Consider the following 15,814-nt stretch of genomic DNA (forward strand, 5'->3'; position numbering starts at 1 on the left):
GCGGGAAAGCAATGGATATAAACAAGCTTTTTAGGGATGTTGGGAAAATTAAGGTCTTAGAGGGCATTATAAAAAGGGAAATAGAAAAGCTTGGAAGAACTTTGTATATTATGGAATTTTGTGGAGGACATACCCATGTCATAATGAGATACGGTATAGATGAACTTCTAAGTGATTATGTGAAATTCGTTCACGGCCCTGGATGTCCAGTATGTGTGCTTCCTATGAGTAGGGTGGATTTAGCCATAGAGTTAGCCAAGCAAAAAGATTTGATTCTTTGTACCTATGGGGATGTGATGAGGGTTCCGGGTTCAAACAAGGAAAGTTTACTTGTTTTGAAAGCAGAGGGATATAATATTAAAATGTTATACTCTTGTCTTGACGCTATAAAAATAGCTGAGAGAAATCCCGACAAACAAGTAGTTTTCTTTGCAATAGGTTTTGAGACGACAACACCACAGACAGCGCTCTTAATTTTGCAAGCAAATGAGAAGGGAGCTAAAAATCTTTCTGTGGTAAGCAATCATGTTATAACTCCTGCTGCAATACAACACATTCTCAATGCCCCAGAGATGAGGGAAATCGGTAAAGTAAAGATAGATGCCTTTATTGGTCCCGGTCATGTAAGCACGATAATAGGCACTAAACCTTATGAATATTTTGCAGAGGAATTCCTAAAACCTGTTGTTATTTCTGGATTTGAGCCATTAGATATAATGCAATCGGTTTTTATGATAGTTAAACAAATAGTAGAAAAGAGAGCTGAGGTTGAAATTCAATACAGTAGATTTGTATCAAAGGAAGGAAATTTAAAAGCTCAATTGTTGGTATCTAAGGTTTTTGAGTTAAGGAAGGAATTTGAATGGCGCGGTCTTGGTGTAGTTCCTTATAGTTCATTAAAAATAAGGAAAGAGTATTCTGATTTTGATGCTGAGAAGAGATTTCCTATTAATTTACCAAAATCCAGAGAACATCCCGCCTGCATATGTGCAAAAGTTATAAGAGGTGTGGCTTTGCCTACAGATTGTAAACTTTTTGGGAGGATTTGTAATCCGTTAAATCCTATTGGCTCATGTATGGTTTCTTCCGAGGGCACATGTGCAGCATACTATAATTATAAAGTAATGGAAAAAGTATGAGAATTCTTTTCTACTGCCACAGGTTTAATTCCTTGTCACAGCGGCTTTATTGTGAGCTTACAGAGAGGGGACATGAGGTTTCAATTGAATTAGATGTTCATCCAGATCTAATGATAGAAGCTGCGGAAATTTATAAACCTGATTTAGTAATCGTTCCTTTTTTGAAGAGAAAAGTTCCATCTGATGTCTTTAACCGTTTCCCGACCCTTATCATACATCCAGGACCTCCTGGGGATAGGGGTCCTTCAGCTTTGGATTGGGCTATATTTAGAGGTGAAACCCTTTGGGGTGTAACTCTACTTGAAGCAGTAGAAGAATATGATGCTGGGGATATCTGGGCTTATAGAACTTTCCCTTTAAGATTCTCTAAAAAATCCAGCATATATAGAAACGAGACAACCGAAGCAGCTGTGGAATGTGTCTTGGAAGTTTTAGAAACCTTTCCAGATGGTATAAGAAAATTCACCCCGAAAGATAAAATTTGGAATCCTTTGATGTCTGAAGAAACAAGACGGATAAACTGGGAATTGGATTCAACTAATGATATTTTAAGAAAAATTTATTCCGCAGATAGTCAACCGGGTGCTTTGGCAAAAATTTTAGATATGGAGTTTTATCTTTTTAACGCTTATCCTGAAGATTATTTTAAAGGGAAACCTGGAGATATTTTAGCCGTTAGGGATGAAGCAATTTGCATAGGGACAAAAGATGCTGCGATTTGGGTAACTCACTTGAGAAAGAAAGAGAAAAACTCTATCAAACTGCCAGCATTAAGAGTTATTGGAAATATGTTAAATCATGTGAAGGAGGAACCTATAAAACCTTGGGAAATAGTTGATTTTAGAACTTACAGGGAACTCATTTATGAGGAAAAAAATGAAATTGGGTTTATATTTTTTAATTTTTATAATGGAGCTATGTCAACTGAGCAATGCGAGCGACTCCTAGAGATTATAAAGTTTGCTAAAAAAAGACCAATTAAAGCTATTGTCCTTCTTGGACAGGAAGATTTCTTCTCAAACGGTATGAATTTAAACACCATAGAAAATGCGGAAAGTCCTGCGGATGAATCTTGGAGAAATATAAATGCCATTGACGATGTATGCGAAGAAATTTTACGAACCTTAGACAAACTAACTGTTGCCGGTTTGCAGGGGAATGCGGGTGCCGGTGGGGTTTACCTGGCTTTAACTTGTGATCTTATTTTTGCAAGGGAAGGAGTAATCCTTAATCCCCACTATAAGAACATAGGAAATCTTTACGGTTCTGAATTTTGGACTTACACATTGCCCAAAAGATTAGGTTGGGAAAAGGGAAGAGAAATAATGGGGAATAGAATGCCTATAAGTTCAAGGAGGGCTCTTGAATTAGGGTTAATAGATGGTGTTTTCGGTAAAACTCCGAAAGAGTTTAGAATTCTGCTTGTGGAAAAATTAACTAAAATTGTAAAAACATCTGAATTTGAATCTTTCCTAAGAAAGAAAAGAGAAGAAAGATTGAGAGATGAAGCAATAAAACCGTTAACGCAGTATAGAAATGAAGAGTTGGAGATGATGAGGATAAATTTCTATGGCTTTGATACCAGCTATCATATAGCCCGTTACTATTTTGTGAGAAGAATTCCTCCTTTCAGAACCCCTCCATATCTTGCGATACATAGAAGGCTTGATTTTAAGCTTTAAACTGGGATCAACGGGGAAATTTTGGGGAGAAAGCGTTTTTCAATTTTTACTTTTAAGATTAGGTGTCCGTCGTCTTCATATTTAACATCAAGAACTTCCCCAAATTTATAAATAAGGGATATGGCATTTGAGTTAGAGGTTTGTTTTGAGCTAAGATTGAATTTAAGTTCAACTTCGACATAACGCTCATCTATCATTTGAGATATTTTATCCTTAAGCGCTTGTATATTGACCCCACGCGAGGCGGAAATGAAAACAGCATTTTTGTACTCATTTGATAATCTATAAATCATATCTCTGTTTTCAAGTTTGTCAATTTTGTTAAAAGCAATGATTGTAGGTTTATCAGATGTTTTCAACTCTGTCAATGTTTCTTCAACCACTCGTATTTGCTCTTTAAAATTTGGGGAAGAAATATCTACTACATGGATCAATATATCTGCTTCAACGATTTCATCAAGAGTTGATTTGAAGGAAGCGATAAGATGATGTGGAAGTTTTCTTATGAAACCAACTGTATCTGTAAGAAGAACTTTTCGCGTTGGAGAAAGTTTTACTATCCTTGTTGTAGCATCAAGCGTCGCAAAGAGTTTATCCTCAACATATACATCTGCATCAGATAAGGCATTTAAAAGGGTTGATTTGCCTGCGTTCGTATATCCGACAAGAGCAATTCTAAATATATCTTTTCTTCCTTTTCTTTGTTCCTTTCTTTGGTTGTCAAGTTCGCTTAACTTCCTTTTTAAAACCGCTATTTTCCTTTTGACGAGTCGTCTATCTGTTTCAAGTTTGGTTTCGCCCGGTCCTTTCGTTCCAATGCCACCGTATTGTTTTGATAGATGTCTCCATCTACCGGTCAACCTTGGTAGAAGATATTCAAGCTGTGCTAATTCGACTTGAATTTTCGCTGGGGCTGTTCTCGCATGCGATGCGAATATATCAAGTATTAAAGTTGTCCTATCTATGACCTTGCAGTTTATTATCCCTTCAAGGTTTCTCACTTGAACTCCTGAAAGTTCATCATCAAAAATCACTATGTCAATTTTTTCTTCTTCAACAATTTTTGCTATTTGCTCCGCCTTACCTTTACCGATAAAATAAGCAGGGTCTGGTCTTTCCCTTTCTTGATAAACACGGCAAACCACATCAGCGCCTGCGGTATCTGCGAGCAATTCAAGTTCGTCAAGATATTCTTCAACTTGTGTTCTTGTTTGATTTGGAAATATAACACCGACAATTATTGCTCTTTCTCGTTCTTTGGTATAATTAACCAACTTCTGGTTCTTGATCTTTTTTTAATAAATTTAAGCGGAATTTTGAAAACTTGAAAATTTCGGTTTGATTTATTATATTTATAACGCAAAACACCGCGGGGTGGAGCAGCTGGTAGCTCGTCGGGCTCATAACCCGAAGGTCGCGGGTTCAAATCCCGCCCCCGCAACAAAAATTTTTATAAACAAAGAAAAGTGGGAGATGCCGAATCTTAAATCTGCTGAACGCAGAATGAGGAAAGCTGAAAAACGCAGGAGGAGGAATCGCCATTACAAATCAACAATGAAAACTTTTATAAAAAAAGTGAAAAACGCAACTACACGAGAGGAGGCTGAAGCTGCACTTAAAAAAGTTTATTCCATCCTTGATAAACTTGTTGTAAAAGGAATAATCCACAAAAACAGAGCAGCATCTTACAAGTCAAAGCTCGCCCAGTTCGTTAATAGTTTGCCTTCCTCATCAACAAGCCAGTCATAAGGGTTTTAAAAGATGCGACATAGCTTTTGATGGCTATGTCGCTTTCATCCAACCTAATTGAAAAAGTGCATAAAATTTTTTAAATTGTTATTGCAAACTGAAAAAACAAAAACTTTCCAAAACATGGAAAGAAAAATAAGAGTTCTTATCGCCAAAGCAGGGCTTGATGGACATGATAGAGGGGCTAAAGTTGTAGCAGCTGCGCTTAGAGATGCAGGTATGGAGGTTATTTATACTGGATTAAGACAGACGCCCGAGATGATAGTTTCCGCAGCTATTCAAGAAGATGTTGATGTAATAGGGGTGAGCATATTAAGTGGTGCTCACATGACGATCTTTCCCAAGATAATAAAACTAATGAAAGAAAAAGGACTTGACGATGTTCTTTTACTTGCTGGTGGAATAATTCCAGACGAGGATATACCTAAACTTAAGGAAATGGGGGTTGCTGAGGTCTTTACACCTGGGACTCTTACGACGGAGATAGTTCAATTTATAAAAGAGTGGTTTGAGAAAAATAAAAAGCAAAAAGTGGCTTAACTTATCTCTTCCTTCAATTTTCTTGTGATGATTTCTACATTATCAAAGTTTATCCCATCATTTAAAGAGAAAATTTTTTTGAAATCATCTGGTTTGAAAAAAATTTCAAATCTTCTTGAGTATTCGTTCAACTTTGACAGATAATAAGCAACATTCTCATCCCTTCGGAAAGGATTCCATTCCTCTACAAGTTTGCAATTTTCAAACGACTTAACATCAGGGGTTGAACCTGTAATGTAATAGGTTATTTTATCACCGGGGCGGTAATTTTTCCCCCTTGATATCGCAAGCTCGTAACCAGCGCTTTTATTTCTCCTTCCAAGTTTAACCATTTCAATGTATCTTTCGGGTTTTTCCCTTAAAGTTTCAGTTTTTGCAAGTTCAAATATGTCAATTTTTCTTTCAGAGATTGCTTTAAAAAGAGATTTATAAAGCTCGTGAATTTTTTCTATCTCACCATTTAGTAAATATCTTATACACTGTGCGATATATTTTCTTGCAAACGGTTCCATACCGCGCGAGATTAAAGAAGCACCCTTAATTTCAATGTTTCCATCTTTATCAAGCAAGGCATAGTTTTTCTTTTTGTAGCTTAACATTTTTTTGTAAAATCCGTTGTAGACGAGATTTATCCCTTCTGGCAAAATTGATGAAACCTGTTTCACGAAATCCGGAGATTTTACCTCGGTTGAATACTCTTCCGGCGGAAGGAAATAAATGCCATCTGTATCGGCTTCAATGACCTTGCCACCGCGTTTTTTTATCTCCGCGATGAGATGTTTTAAAATATCCTGTCCAATTGAGGTTACTTTGTCCGCGCTTTCATAATCATTGAAAATAGCGCGACTATAGCCGAGATAACCGTAGAATGAGTTTATCAAAATTTTAAATGAGGATTGTATTGCGTCGTACTTCGCTTTTTCCTTAGGTGTTTCAGCTGTCTTCATTTTGTGCTTTGCTTCAATTCTCATTTTTGTCAAACCCTCAAGCATCTTCAAGAATACGCCAAGTTCATCTTTTTTAGGCGCAACTTTGAAGTTTATCATTATTGAAGGATAAAGGGATTCAATATCCGCGTGAACCACATTTTCAAAAATTCCCGTATAGAAAATGTCTGTATAACCGCCCGTTGTTTGAAAACCCACATCTGGTTTCGGAAGCGAATGTCTTTGACGAAGATATGCCCTTACAAGCATTGACTCTATTTTTGATGATGAACCTGATTTAATCACTTGCCAAAATGAAAATGGTAACATTTGTGTTAAATAAAAATAAGGTGGGGTGAGAAGCTCCGAAAGTTTTCTCGTTTCCTCCGCATCTTGAATTGCATATTTAATTAGCGTCTCGGGTTCATTTTCCCAATACCAGGAAACTCTTTCACCTGGAATGAAAATTCTATTGGCAGATGAAATACCGAAGTATCTTGAAACATATTTGAGCGAATAACTTTCCAGCTCTCTTTTAACAAAGTCATAGAGTTGGACAAGTATCAATGTATCAATTATATGCCTTCCGTATATTTCTATACCTGTAAAAACGGTTTCTTTATCATAGGTTATCGTCGCTACCTTCGGCTTGCTTTTATCCCTCCCAAGTGAAAGTTCAACCTCGTTTAACTCCGCTCTTTTGATAAGATAAGGAAGATCAAAATTTAAAATGTTATGCCCTTCAATTACATCAGGGTCCTTTTTTTGAATTATCTCAACGAGTTCTGATAACATTTGTTTTTCGTTTTTTCTTCTCCCGTCAATTATGTGTTTCCAACCACGGTTATCGCTAAGAGCAATTAAAACAATCCTGTCCTCAATCCTTTCGGGGTTGCTGAATCTATGCCTCGTGTATGTTTCAATGTCAAGTTGGATTCGGTATATATCGTTAAATTCCATACCTTTGAATAATGTTATGCCTGTCTGAAGTAAAAACTGATGAACTGGGTCGGGTCTTAAATAAATTATTTCTGCATCTGCGTATGTCTCCACTTTGACCATATGTCTTGCGCTGTAATTTCTCAATATAACTCTTACAGCATTCCACATGTCTGTTAAATCGTTAAAGGCGCAAACATATTGATAAAAGTTGTTACCTTTAAGTTTCTTCAACCAGAAATTTTTCCTGAAACCTTCAAGATAACTTTTATCGCTTATAAAAAAGAATGGATAAAAATTCCTTATCTCCTCCCTTACAAGGTTTCCTTCTCTAAAGTAAAGTTTGACTCTGGATTCATCAATCTGTTGAACCGCTACGATGTTTTTTTCGGTATTATGTCCGTAGATTAATTCGTCCATATCAACTTATTTCAATTTCAATTGTTCTTCTTCCTCTTGGAATTTGACTCTTTATCCCAGCTTTGGTGACAAGTCCACAGCCAAGCATTATCCCTGAGAATCTAACTGCGATATATTCACCGAGTTCAAAATTTCCATTGTAGTTTTTTAAGATTCCACCGTTAAGGAAAACCTTTACGTCATTTTCGTTTTCAAGGTCAATGACATTTTTATTAACATATGGCGCAAGAAGTTGAAGAGCACTTGTGGAGATCTTCCATCTTTCCTTTTTTACATGCTTTGCAAGTTTTATACCGAGTCGCTGGATTATTTGGTTTAAAAGGTGAGTTTTGAGGTTTCGGTTTATGGTTGAATCATCGTTTGAGAAGAAATTGATAAAATCAATTGAAGAAAACCAAATTTCATCTGCTTTTATGTGGAATGCGAATTTTTCCCATACACTTTCGTCTATACCGAATCTATTGCTCAGGAAATTTAGCACCGATCTAATTTCTTGATTTTTATATGTTAAAAGTTTGAATTTATCGGTTGTTCCCTTTTGAGAGGATAAAATTTTAAAATCGTTTAAGGCGGTTGTTCTCGTTACGGTTATGTCTGTTTTTCTTATTTTTGCGATGAAAAATCCCTCGGAATTAAATTTAAAAGGATAAATGCGGATAGTCTTTTTCAATCTTTCATCAAGTTGAACTTCGTTGTAAAATGTAATCCCTTCATCAAAGTCAATGTTTTTGAAACTTATCTCTTCAATTTCAATTGGAAATTTCTTCAATGCGTCTTCTATGACGAGTTCGTTTTCTTCAACGGTAAGGGTGCAAGTTGAATAGACGATGATCCCATTTGGTTTTGCTGCCTTTATAGCACTTGTCAGAAGTTGTTTTTGTTTGTTGCTGAACCTTCTTACCTCGTTCTCACTCCACCAATTTAAAACTTCATTCGCTTTTGAAATTATCCCAAGCGCTGAGCATGGCACATCAACGAGAACTCTGTCAAAAATTTCAGGGAGGATGTTCCCAAATCTATTTCCATCTATTGATGTGACAGCAGTATTTAAAACCCCAAGTCGTTCAATGTTATGAACGAGGACTTTTAAACGGTCGGGGATAACATCGTTCGCAAAAATCACACCGGAATTTTTCATTAACTGGGCAATATGCGTTGCTTTTGAACCTGGGGCAGAGGCTATGTCAAGAATATATTCCCCGGGCTGAGGTGATAAAGCAATTGCTGGGAGCATAGATGATAAACTTTGAATGTAGAACAAGCCCGCAAAATGTTCAATCGTCTTTGAAATCGGCACTGGTTCCTCAAGCACTAGGAAAGCTCCTGGAACTAATTCAATTTCATTTAATTTAAATCCGATGTTTTCAAGACGAGTTTTTAATTCATCCGGTGAAATTTTTAATGTATTTGTTCTTAGGCAAAGGGGGGGACTTGATTTCAGCGATTTTATCATTTTTTCAGCTGAAATTGGGTCAAGGATTTTGAGAAGATAGTTTAGAATTTTCGTTCTCATAAATTCGTTAATGCAAAATGGGATTTTTTCTAAATATATGATTTTTGGAGATGGAAGGCAAAATTTACCTTTTGTTATTTTGATTGATTTTTAATGAAATTTTTCGTAAAATTAATTCAAGAAAAACATAAGTAACTTTTACAGATGAGCAAGGAAGCAAAATGGTTTTTGGGAATAATTGGTATAATTCTATCTCTGGCGGTGCTTTTAGTGGCACTGACTTTTTATACGCTTGTCTCATCTATGAAGATTGAAGTTGAAGAAGAAATTGACACTGGAAAGGATAAAGTTGCTTTGATCGAATTAAAAGGGGTTATTTTAAATTCGGAGGAGATTGTAAGGCAGATAAAAAAATACACGAAAAGTTCGTCTGTGAAGGCGATTGTGTTTTATGTTGATTCTCCAGGGGGTGGGGTTTCGGCAAGTGAGGAAATCTTTCAGGAATTAAAGAAGGCAAGGGAGAAAAAACCTGTAATTGTTTCTATGGGTTCTGTTGCTGCAAGTGGTGGTTATTATGTTTCTCTTGCTGGAAATAAAATAGTTGCAAACCCGGGGACTATAACAGGAAGTATTGGTGTGATAGCTCAATTTCCCAATTTTAAAAAGTTGCTTGATAAAATCGGCGTTGATTTTGAAATAGTGAAAAGTGGAAAGTTTAAGGATTCAGGGAATCCCTATCGTGGTTTAACCCCAGAAGAAAGAAAGTATTTTCAAAGTGTAATAAATGATGTTTACGAGCAGTTTGTTAACCATGTTGCAAATGAGCGGAAAATGAAGCGGGAGGATGTTTTGAAAATAGCTGATGGCAGGATTTTCACGGGCAAACAAGCTTTTGAACTTGGACTTGTTGATACACTTGGGACACTTGAAACTGCTATAAAAATCGCTGGGGAAATGGCTGGTATAAAAGGAGAGCCCAAAATTGTTAAAGAGAGAAAAAAGAAACTAGGGCTTCTTGATATACTTTTTGAGTCAAAAACTCTTGATGAGATAAAAGAAGCAATTTTAAATCAGCCGATTTTACAATATCGGTGTGAGTTTCTTCCGTAAAATTAAAAACAAAATTGAGATGAGAAATTGACGAAGACAGAGTTAGTTAAAATTTTAGCCGAAAGAATAGGACCTATAGTTTCAGTTGCTGATATTGAAAGGATAATTGATGGGGCTATTTCTATAATAATGGATTCTTTAAAAAGAGGCGATTATGTCCAGATTCGCGGATTTGGGACTTTTAGAGTTGTGAAACGAAAAGCACGAATTGCGAGAAATCCCAAAAAAGGTGAAATTGTCCCACTTGAGGACAGATACGTACCTGATTTTAAACCAACGAGGGAATTCAAACAGATGGTCATTGAAAGCTTGAGGCATAAAATTCTTGAGGAGAAGGGAATTCAAGGTTCGTCGTCTGGCTCAAGTGTAGAAGGGGAATCAAATGTTTAAAAAGTCAAGGAAATTTTTATCATGAGCGAAAAAATTTGTCCCGTTTGTGGTGTGACTTTGCCTGAACAAGCAAAGTTTTGCTATAATTGTGGTTCAAAGTTAGTTGAAGAGATCAAAGTTTTGGTTTGCGAAGTTTGCGGATATGAAAATGAAGTTGGAAGCAGGTATTGTATAAGTTGTGGTTCTATTTTGACCGGTGCATTGGAATCCACAGCTGAAAAAGAGAGCGGAAGAAGAATTGATATTGAATTTAAGCCATCCAAAGTTCAGGAGCATAAAAAAGAAAAAGAAGTTAAACAAAGAAAGCGGAAGAGATTTAAAGTTTCATCAACTCAGATTTTTTATGTTGGGCTTGCAGTTGTTTTCTTGGGACTGGTGGCTTATGGCGTTATGAGGAAGGAAAAGGAAAAAGCGGTGGATGTACATCAACTTCCTGAAATAAACTCTGAAATTATGGCTGAGATAAACAAATTGCGTGAGCGTGTTAATTCAAATCCAGATGATATGCAAGCGACATTGAAACTTGCAAATTTACTTCACGATGTCCATATCTTTGATCAAGCTGTTGAATACTACAGGAGATATCTTGAAAGAAATGAATCAGACCCAGATGCGAGGGTTGATATGGGAATTTGCCTTTTTGAGCTCGGCAGGGTTAATGAGGCTATAGCTGAGATGGAGAAGGCGTTATCTTATGCCCCAAACCATCAATTGGCGCTTTATAATCTTGGGGTTGTAAATCTCGCTATAGGAAATGTTGAAAAAGCGAGGGAATATTTTAAAAAATGCATTGATGTTAATCCGAATGCCGATGTTGCTCAAAAGGCAAAGAGGATGCTTGAGCAACATAAATTCTAAATAAAATTAATTTGGAGGTGGAAACTTATGCCTAACCTCAGGAAGAAGAGGAAAAAGAAGATGAACAAACATAAGTGGAAGAAGAGACGTCGGAAGATGAGGCATAAGAAGAAGATAAGATAATTTAATTTGGGCGGTTGCTATAAGGCAACCGCCACTTTTTATTTTTATTCGTTATTGCAAATTGAAAAACAAAAATTTCATTTAAATGCGAAAATTCATTTTTTCTTTAGTTACACTTTTTTTGATCTTTCAATTTGAGATTGAAAATGCTGATTCTTGGGGTTTTGATGCACACAAAAAGATCACTGAACTTGCAATTGATATAATTTTAAACCTTCAAAACGTAAAGGGTGTTGAGCAACAGAAGCTCAACTCACTTAAAAAGTTTCTTGAGGTGAACAAAGCAACCATAATTGAGAGATGCATTGAACCCGATTTGGTTAGAAATGAGCTTAAAGATGAGCAATTCAATCACTTTATTGATATTGATAGATATGGAAGTTATCCTTTTGGGGAATTACCTCGGGATAAAAGAAAAGCGATTGAGAAATTTGGATATGAAAATGTTCAGAAAAATGGTCTTTTACCATGGAGAATCGCTGAGGTGATGGATAGTTTAGGTGAGGCGATTTCAAAGCAGGACAATGAAAAAATGTTGAGATATTTTTCGTGGATTGCGCACTATGTTGAAGATGCACATCAACCTTTACATGTCACTGAAAATTACGACGGACAGTTGACAAATCAACCGGGAATTCACTCAAGGTTTGAAACTGAACTTGTGAAGTATATGATTTCCAAGAATGGGTTGAATTTTAATCCGAAGCGACTTGCGAGTGAGCTGGGTAATTTTGAACCGATCTCCGACAAAGTTAAATTTGCATTTGATATCGTCCTTGAAAGTTATAGATATATTGAGCCAATACTTGAGGCGGATAGATTTACAAAGGATAAAATACCGATTGAGAAACTCTATAGGATTGAAAAGCGAGATGGAAGGACGAGATATATCTATTCCGAAGATTATTATTCAATTATGAACGAGCGACTCGGTTCCCTTGTTCTTTCCAGAATGGAAAAATCAGCTGTTCGGCTTGCTTATATTTGGTTAAATGTTTGGATCAACTATTACAAATAAAATTTAAGTTAAAATGAAGAAAACGAAGAGAGTTAAGGCGCAGAGTAACAGAGTATATTTAAGTGAACGAGAAATACCTAAGAAATGGTATAATATAGTTTACGACTTGCCGGAGAAACCTAAACCTCCAATAAACCCTAAGACAGGTCAACCGGTATCAATTGACGAATTAAGTATAATCTTTGCGAAAAGTTTGATTGAGCAGGAAATAAGCGAAAGGCAATGGATAGAAATACCTGAGGAGGTTTTGAAGATATATCTATTATGGAGACCAACGCCACTTGTAAGAGCGCGAAATTTAGAGGAAGCGCTTGATACACCGGCTAGAATTTATTATAAGTATGAAGGTGTCAGTCCTTCGGGAAGTCATAAACCCAACACAGCTGTCGCTCAGGCATATTATAATAAACTTGAGGGGATAGAAGTTTTAACTACAGAAACTGGGGCTGGTCAATGGGGAAGTGCTCTCGCTTTTGCTTGTAATTACTTTGATTTGAAGTGTAAAATTTTTATGGTTAAAGCAAGTTATGAACAAAAGCCGTATAGAAAAGTTCTCATGCAAATGTGGGGTGCAGATGTGACGCCAAGTCCAAGCAATGAGACAGAAGTCGGTAAAAGAATTCTTGAAATGGATCCGAACTCGCCTGGTAGCCTTGGTATAGCTATAAGTGAAGCGATTGAAGTCGCAATTCAAGATGAAAAAAACCGATATTCGCTTGGAAGTGTTCTGAACCATGTTTTGTTGCACCAAACGATCATAGGGCTTGAGGCAAAAAAACAGCTTGAAAAAATTGATGAATATCCGACAATTATAATTGGTTGTGTTGGTGGTGGTTCAAATTTTGCAGGCATAAGTTTTCCTTTCTTGATGGATAAACTTTACGAAAAGAAAAAATCACTGCGAATCCTTGCGGTTGAACCCTCTGCTTGTCCAACGCTTACTAAGGGAATTTATAGTTACGATTACGGTGACACAAGTAAATTGACACCACTTTTACCGATGTATACGCTTGGTCATGATTTTATACCACCAAAAATTCATGCAGGTGGATTGAGGTATCACGGTATGAGTCCAATTGTAAGCAAGTTATATGCGGATGGTTTAATTGAAGCGAGAGCTTACACACAGAATGAGATTTTTGATGCTGCTTTAAAATTTGCACAAACTGAAGGAATTGTTCCAGCGCCTGAATCTGCTCATGCTATAAGAGCGGTAATTGATGAAGCGGTTAGGGCAAGGAAGGAAAACAAGGAAGAGGTGATTTTATTTAATCTTTCTGGTCATGGATTTTTTGATATGAGTGCATATCAAGATTACTTAAGTGGTGCGCTTGAAGATGTTGTTTTAACAGATGCTGAAATAGAGGAATTAACTCGTAAATTAGCCGGTTACCCTCGTCCTTAATTTAAGAAAAATTAATTTCGTTATTGCAAATTGATAAAAACAAGATTTGCACCAAGCCCCACAGGTCACTTACACATTGGAGGAGCAAGAACAGCAATTTTCAACTGGCTTTTTTCAAGAAAGAATAAAGGTGAATTTTATCTTAGAATTGAAGATACCGACAAGGAAAGGTCAAGTGAGGAAATGGTACAATCAATTGTAGATGGTTTAAAATGGCTTGGTGTTGATTGGGATGGTGATTTGTATTTTCAATCGCAACATATTGATGAACATGTCAAAGCTTGTTACGATTTGTTGAATCGTGGTCATGCCTATTTCTGCTACTGTAGTGAAGAAGAGCTTGAAATGAAGCGCAAAGAGGCGGAAGAGAAGAAAATTCCATACAAGTATGATAGAAAGTGCTTATACCTTACTGAGGCGGAAAAATTAAAGTTTGAAAAAGAGGGAAGAGCCAAGGTTATAAGGTTTAAAGTTCCCGACGGCGAAACAATTTTTAATGATGTCGTTCATGGAGAGATAAAATTTAAAAATTCGGAAATAGATGATTTTATAATTTTGAGATCAGATGGAACACCTGTTTATAATATGGCTGTTGTTGTTGATGACCACAATATGGGAATTACTCATGTCATCAGAGGTGATGATCATATTTCAAATACCCCGAAACAGATTTTAATTTATCAGGCACTTGGTTGGGATATACCTGTTTTTGCGCATGTGCCCTTGATTTTGGGACCCGATAAAAAAAGGTTAAGCAAAAGGCACGGAGCAACTGCTGTTATTGAGTATAGGGAGAGAGGATTTCTCCCCGAAGCAATGTTCAATTTTCTTTGCTTGCTTGGTTGGTCGCCCGGTGATAACCGTGAAATAATGAGCGTAGAGGAAATCATTGAGGCATTTGACATTTCAAGAATTCAAAAGAAAAGCGCTATATTTGATCAAGCTAAACTTGAATGGATGAACAGTGAATATATCAGGAGGAAGGATAATTTTGAATTATTGAAACTTTTGAAACCGTTCATTCAAAAGTATGGCTATGAAGTTGAAAGTGAGGATTATCTTCTCAAAGTTATAAGTTTAATGAAGAGTAGGGTTAAGGTTTTGGAGGATTTTGTAACTTTCGGAAGATATTTCTTTGAAGACCCGCTTCAATATGATGAGGAAGGGTTAAAAAAATACTGGAAAGAGAATACAGCAGAGATACTTGAAAGTTTTATTGAGAGGTTGGAAAACTTAGAAGATTACAACGCAATTGAAATTGAGAAGAGACTAAGGGCTTTAGCTATGGAGAAAAACATAAAAACTGCTGAATTAATCCATCCGATACGGCTTGCTATTACTGGGATGAAAGTAAGTCCTGGGCTTTTTGAAGTTATGGAAGTTCTTGGGAAGAATACGGTTATGAGAAGAATAAAAAAATTTGTGGAGAAATTTAAAAATTAACAGGGGAGCTTTAATGATACTTCCAATATATCTTTATGGCGATCCAATTTTTAAGAAGCCGGCTCAAAAAGTTAAGTGGGTGGACGAGAAATTCATTGATACGCTTAAAGATATGTTTGAAACGATGACAGTTGCTGACGGAATTGGGCTTGCAGCGACGCAAGTTGGGATTCCTTTTTCTTTTGCTGTAATTGATGTTTCAGTTTATGAGGAGTATAAAGATTTTAAAAGAATGGTTATAATTAACCCGGAAATTGTTCATTCTGACGGTGAAGATGTAATGGAAGAGGGATGTTTGAGCATCCCGGGAATAAGAGCCGAGATAATAAGACCTGCGAAAGTTGTCTTGCGTTATCAGGACATTGATATGAAGGTAAACGAAATTGAATGTGAAGGTTTGCTTGCAAGGGTCGTTCAGCACGAAGTTGATCATCTTTACGGGAAATTCTTTATTGATTATCTTTCTCCAGTGAGGTTGAAGACATTAAAGCCGAAATTAACTAAGATACGAAGAGGCAATGTGAAGGCACATTATCCAGTGGTTGTTCCGGGGACAAAGAAGGTTATTTTTCCTGAAGTTGAGGCAACAAGTAGAAGACAAAGCAGTGATTAAAAAGAA

At 36.5% G+C, this 15,814-nt stretch carries 15 protein-coding genes and 1 tRNA gene; 13 read left to right on the forward strand and 3 right to left on the reverse strand.

Features of this window, described 5'->3' with window-relative positions:
- Positions 1 to 11 precede the first annotated feature (11 nt).
- Together hypD and FKZ43_RS05980 are read left to right on the forward strand one after the other, a co-directional pair.
- Positions 12 to 1,139 carry a hydrogenase formation protein HypD gene (gene hypD / locus FKZ43_RS05975; protein ID WP_140944962.1) on the forward strand — a complete coding sequence of 376 codons (1,128 nt, stop codon included), beginning with the start codon at positions 12 to 14 and terminating at the stop codon, positions 1,137 to 1,139.
- Complete coding sequence (locus FKZ43_RS05980) at positions 1,136 to 2,821, forward strand: hydrogenase maturation protein (RefSeq protein ID WP_140944963.1); 1,686 nt, start codon at positions 1,136 to 1,138, stop codon at positions 2,819 to 2,821. Before hypD ends, FKZ43_RS05980 begins: the two co-directional genes overlap by 4 nt.
- Here FKZ43_RS05980 and hflX read toward each other — a convergent pair.
- The gene (gene hflX, locus FKZ43_RS05985; protein WP_235894705.1) at positions 2,818 to 4,095 is read right to left on the reverse strand and encodes a GTPase HflX; all 1,278 of its coding nucleotides are present in this window, start codon (positions 4,093 to 4,095) and stop codon (positions 2,818 to 2,820) included. The two genes, FKZ43_RS05980 and hflX, sit on opposite strands and share 4 nt — an antisense overlap.
- Positions 4,096 to 4,189: 94 nt before the next feature.
- Between hflX and FKZ43_RS05990 the strand changes: the two genes are divergently transcribed.
- The 3 genes from FKZ43_RS05990 (at position 4,190) to FKZ43_RS06000 (ending at position 5,110) form a co-directional block, all read left to right on the forward strand.
- Positions 4,190 to 4,262 (forward strand) — tRNA-Met (locus FKZ43_RS05990).
- A 32-nt stretch (positions 4,263 to 4,294) separates the two neighbouring features.
- The gene (rpsT, locus tag FKZ43_RS05995; protein WP_140944965.1) at positions 4,295 to 4,570 is read left to right on the forward strand and encodes a 30S ribosomal protein S20; all 276 of its coding nucleotides are present in this window, start codon (positions 4,295 to 4,297) and stop codon (positions 4,568 to 4,570) included.
- 123 nt (positions 4,571 to 4,693) lie between these two features.
- Positions 4,694 to 5,110, forward strand: coding sequence for a cobalamin B12-binding domain-containing protein (locus FKZ43_RS06000; protein WP_140944966.1), 417 nt, complete (start codon positions 4,694 to 4,696; stop codon positions 5,108 to 5,110).
- Here the strand turns inward: FKZ43_RS06000 and FKZ43_RS06005 are convergent.
- Together FKZ43_RS06005 and FKZ43_RS06010 are read right to left on the reverse strand one after the other, a co-directional pair.
- Positions 5,107 to 7,395 carry a DNA polymerase domain-containing protein gene (locus tag FKZ43_RS06005; RefSeq protein WP_140944967.1) on the reverse strand — a complete coding sequence of 763 codons (2,289 nt, stop codon included), beginning with the start codon at positions 7,393 to 7,395 and terminating at the stop codon, positions 5,107 to 5,109. The two genes, FKZ43_RS06000 and FKZ43_RS06005, sit on opposite strands and share 4 nt — an antisense overlap.
- 1 nt (position 7,396) lies before the next feature.
- Positions 7,397 to 8,908, reverse strand: a complete 1,512-nt coding sequence (locus FKZ43_RS06010) for an NOL1/NOP2/sun family putative RNA methylase (RefSeq protein ID WP_140944968.1) — start codon at positions 8,906 to 8,908, stop codon at positions 7,397 to 7,399.
- Between the two features lie 144 nt (positions 8,909 to 9,052).
- Here FKZ43_RS06010 and sppA point away from each other — a divergent pair, with 144 nt between their 5' ends.
- From sppA to def, 8 genes are all read left to right on the forward strand, one after another.
- Entirely contained in the window at positions 9,053 to 9,958 is a 906-nt protein-coding gene (gene sppA / locus FKZ43_RS06015; protein ID WP_140944969.1) for a signal peptide peptidase SppA, read from the forward strand.
- A gap of 27 nt (positions 9,959 to 9,985) precedes the next feature.
- Positions 9,986 to 10,348 carry an HU family DNA-binding protein gene (locus FKZ43_RS06020; protein WP_140944970.1) on the forward strand — a complete coding sequence of 121 codons (363 nt, stop codon included), beginning with the start codon at positions 9,986 to 9,988 and terminating at the stop codon, positions 10,346 to 10,348.
- Between the two features lie 21 nt (positions 10,349 to 10,369).
- Positions 10,370 to 11,206 (forward strand): tetratricopeptide repeat protein, encoded by an 837-nt coding sequence (locus tag FKZ43_RS06025; protein WP_140944971.1) that lies wholly within the window; start codon positions 10,370 to 10,372, stop codon positions 11,204 to 11,206.
- A gap of 27 nt (positions 11,207 to 11,233) precedes the next feature.
- Positions 11,234 to 11,329, forward strand: coding sequence for an AURKAIP1/COX24 domain-containing protein (locus FKZ43_RS06030; protein WP_082349039.1), 96 nt, complete (start codon positions 11,234 to 11,236; stop codon positions 11,327 to 11,329).
- 85 nt (positions 11,330 to 11,414) lie between these two features.
- The gene (locus FKZ43_RS06035) at positions 11,415 to 12,347 is read left to right on the forward strand and encodes a S1/P1 nuclease (RefSeq protein ID WP_140944972.1); all 933 of its coding nucleotides are present in this window, start codon (positions 11,415 to 11,417) and stop codon (positions 12,345 to 12,347) included.
- A gap of 13 nt (positions 12,348 to 12,360) precedes the next feature.
- The gene (locus FKZ43_RS06040) at positions 12,361 to 13,752 is read left to right on the forward strand and encodes a TrpB-like pyridoxal phosphate-dependent enzyme (RefSeq protein WP_140944973.1); all 1,392 of its coding nucleotides are present in this window, start codon (positions 12,361 to 12,363) and stop codon (positions 13,750 to 13,752) included.
- 30 nt (positions 13,753 to 13,782) lie between these two features.
- Complete coding sequence (gene gltX, locus FKZ43_RS06045; RefSeq protein ID WP_140944974.1) at positions 13,783 to 15,195, forward strand: glutamate--tRNA ligase; 1,413 nt, start codon at positions 13,783 to 13,785, stop codon at positions 15,193 to 15,195.
- A gap of 13 nt (positions 15,196 to 15,208) precedes the next feature.
- Positions 15,209 to 15,808: a peptide deformylase gene (def, locus tag FKZ43_RS06050; protein ID WP_140944975.1), complete on the forward strand. Its 600-nt coding sequence runs from the start codon at positions 15,209 to 15,211 to the stop codon at positions 15,806 to 15,808.
- Positions 15,809 to 15,814: the final 6 nt, after the last annotated feature.

The organism is Candidatus Thermokryptus mobilis (genome assembly GCF_900070205.1).
Classification (GTDB): domain Bacteria; phylum Bacteroidota; class Ignavibacteria; order Kryptoniales; family Kryptoniaceae; genus Kryptonium; species Kryptonium mobile.

Coding starts and splice junctions, on each gene's coding strand:
- def (WP_140944975.1), top strand. CDS start 15,209: ATGATACTTCCAATATATCTTTATGGCGATCCAATTTTTAAGAAGCCG.
- FKZ43_RS05980 (WP_140944963.1), top strand. CDS start 1,136: ATGAGAATTCTTTTCTACTGCCACAGGTTTAATTCCTTGTCACAGCGG.
- FKZ43_RS06030 (WP_082349039.1), top strand. CDS start 11,234: ATGCCTAACCTCAGGAAGAAGAGGAAAAAGAAGATGAACAAACATAAG.
- FKZ43_RS06040 (WP_140944973.1), top strand. CDS start 12,361: ATGAAGAAAACGAAGAGAGTTAAGGCGCAGAGTAACAGAGTATATTTA.
- sppA (WP_140944969.1), top strand. CDS start 9,053: ATGAGCAAGGAAGCAAAATGGTTTTTGGGAATAATTGGTATAATTCTA.
- FKZ43_RS06035 (WP_140944972.1), top strand. CDS start 11,415: ATGCGAAAATTCATTTTTTCTTTAGTTACACTTTTTTTGATCTTTCAA.
- rpsT (WP_140944965.1), top strand. CDS start 4,295: ATGCCGAATCTTAAATCTGCTGAACGCAGAATGAGGAAAGCTGAAAAA.
- hypD (WP_140944962.1), top strand. CDS start 12: ATGGATATAAACAAGCTTTTTAGGGATGTTGGGAAAATTAAGGTCTTA.
- FKZ43_RS06005 (WP_140944967.1), bottom strand. CDS start 7,395: ATGGACGAATTAATCTACGGACATAATACCGAAAAAAACATCGTAGCG.
- FKZ43_RS06010 (WP_140944968.1), bottom strand. CDS start 8,908: ATGAGAACGAAAATTCTAAACTATCTTCTCAAAATCCTTGACCCAATT.
- FKZ43_RS06025 (WP_140944971.1), top strand. CDS start 10,370: ATGAGCGAAAAAATTTGTCCCGTTTGTGGTGTGACTTTGCCTGAACAA.
- FKZ43_RS06000 (WP_140944966.1), top strand. CDS start 4,694: ATGGAAAGAAAAATAAGAGTTCTTATCGCCAAAGCAGGGCTTGATGGA.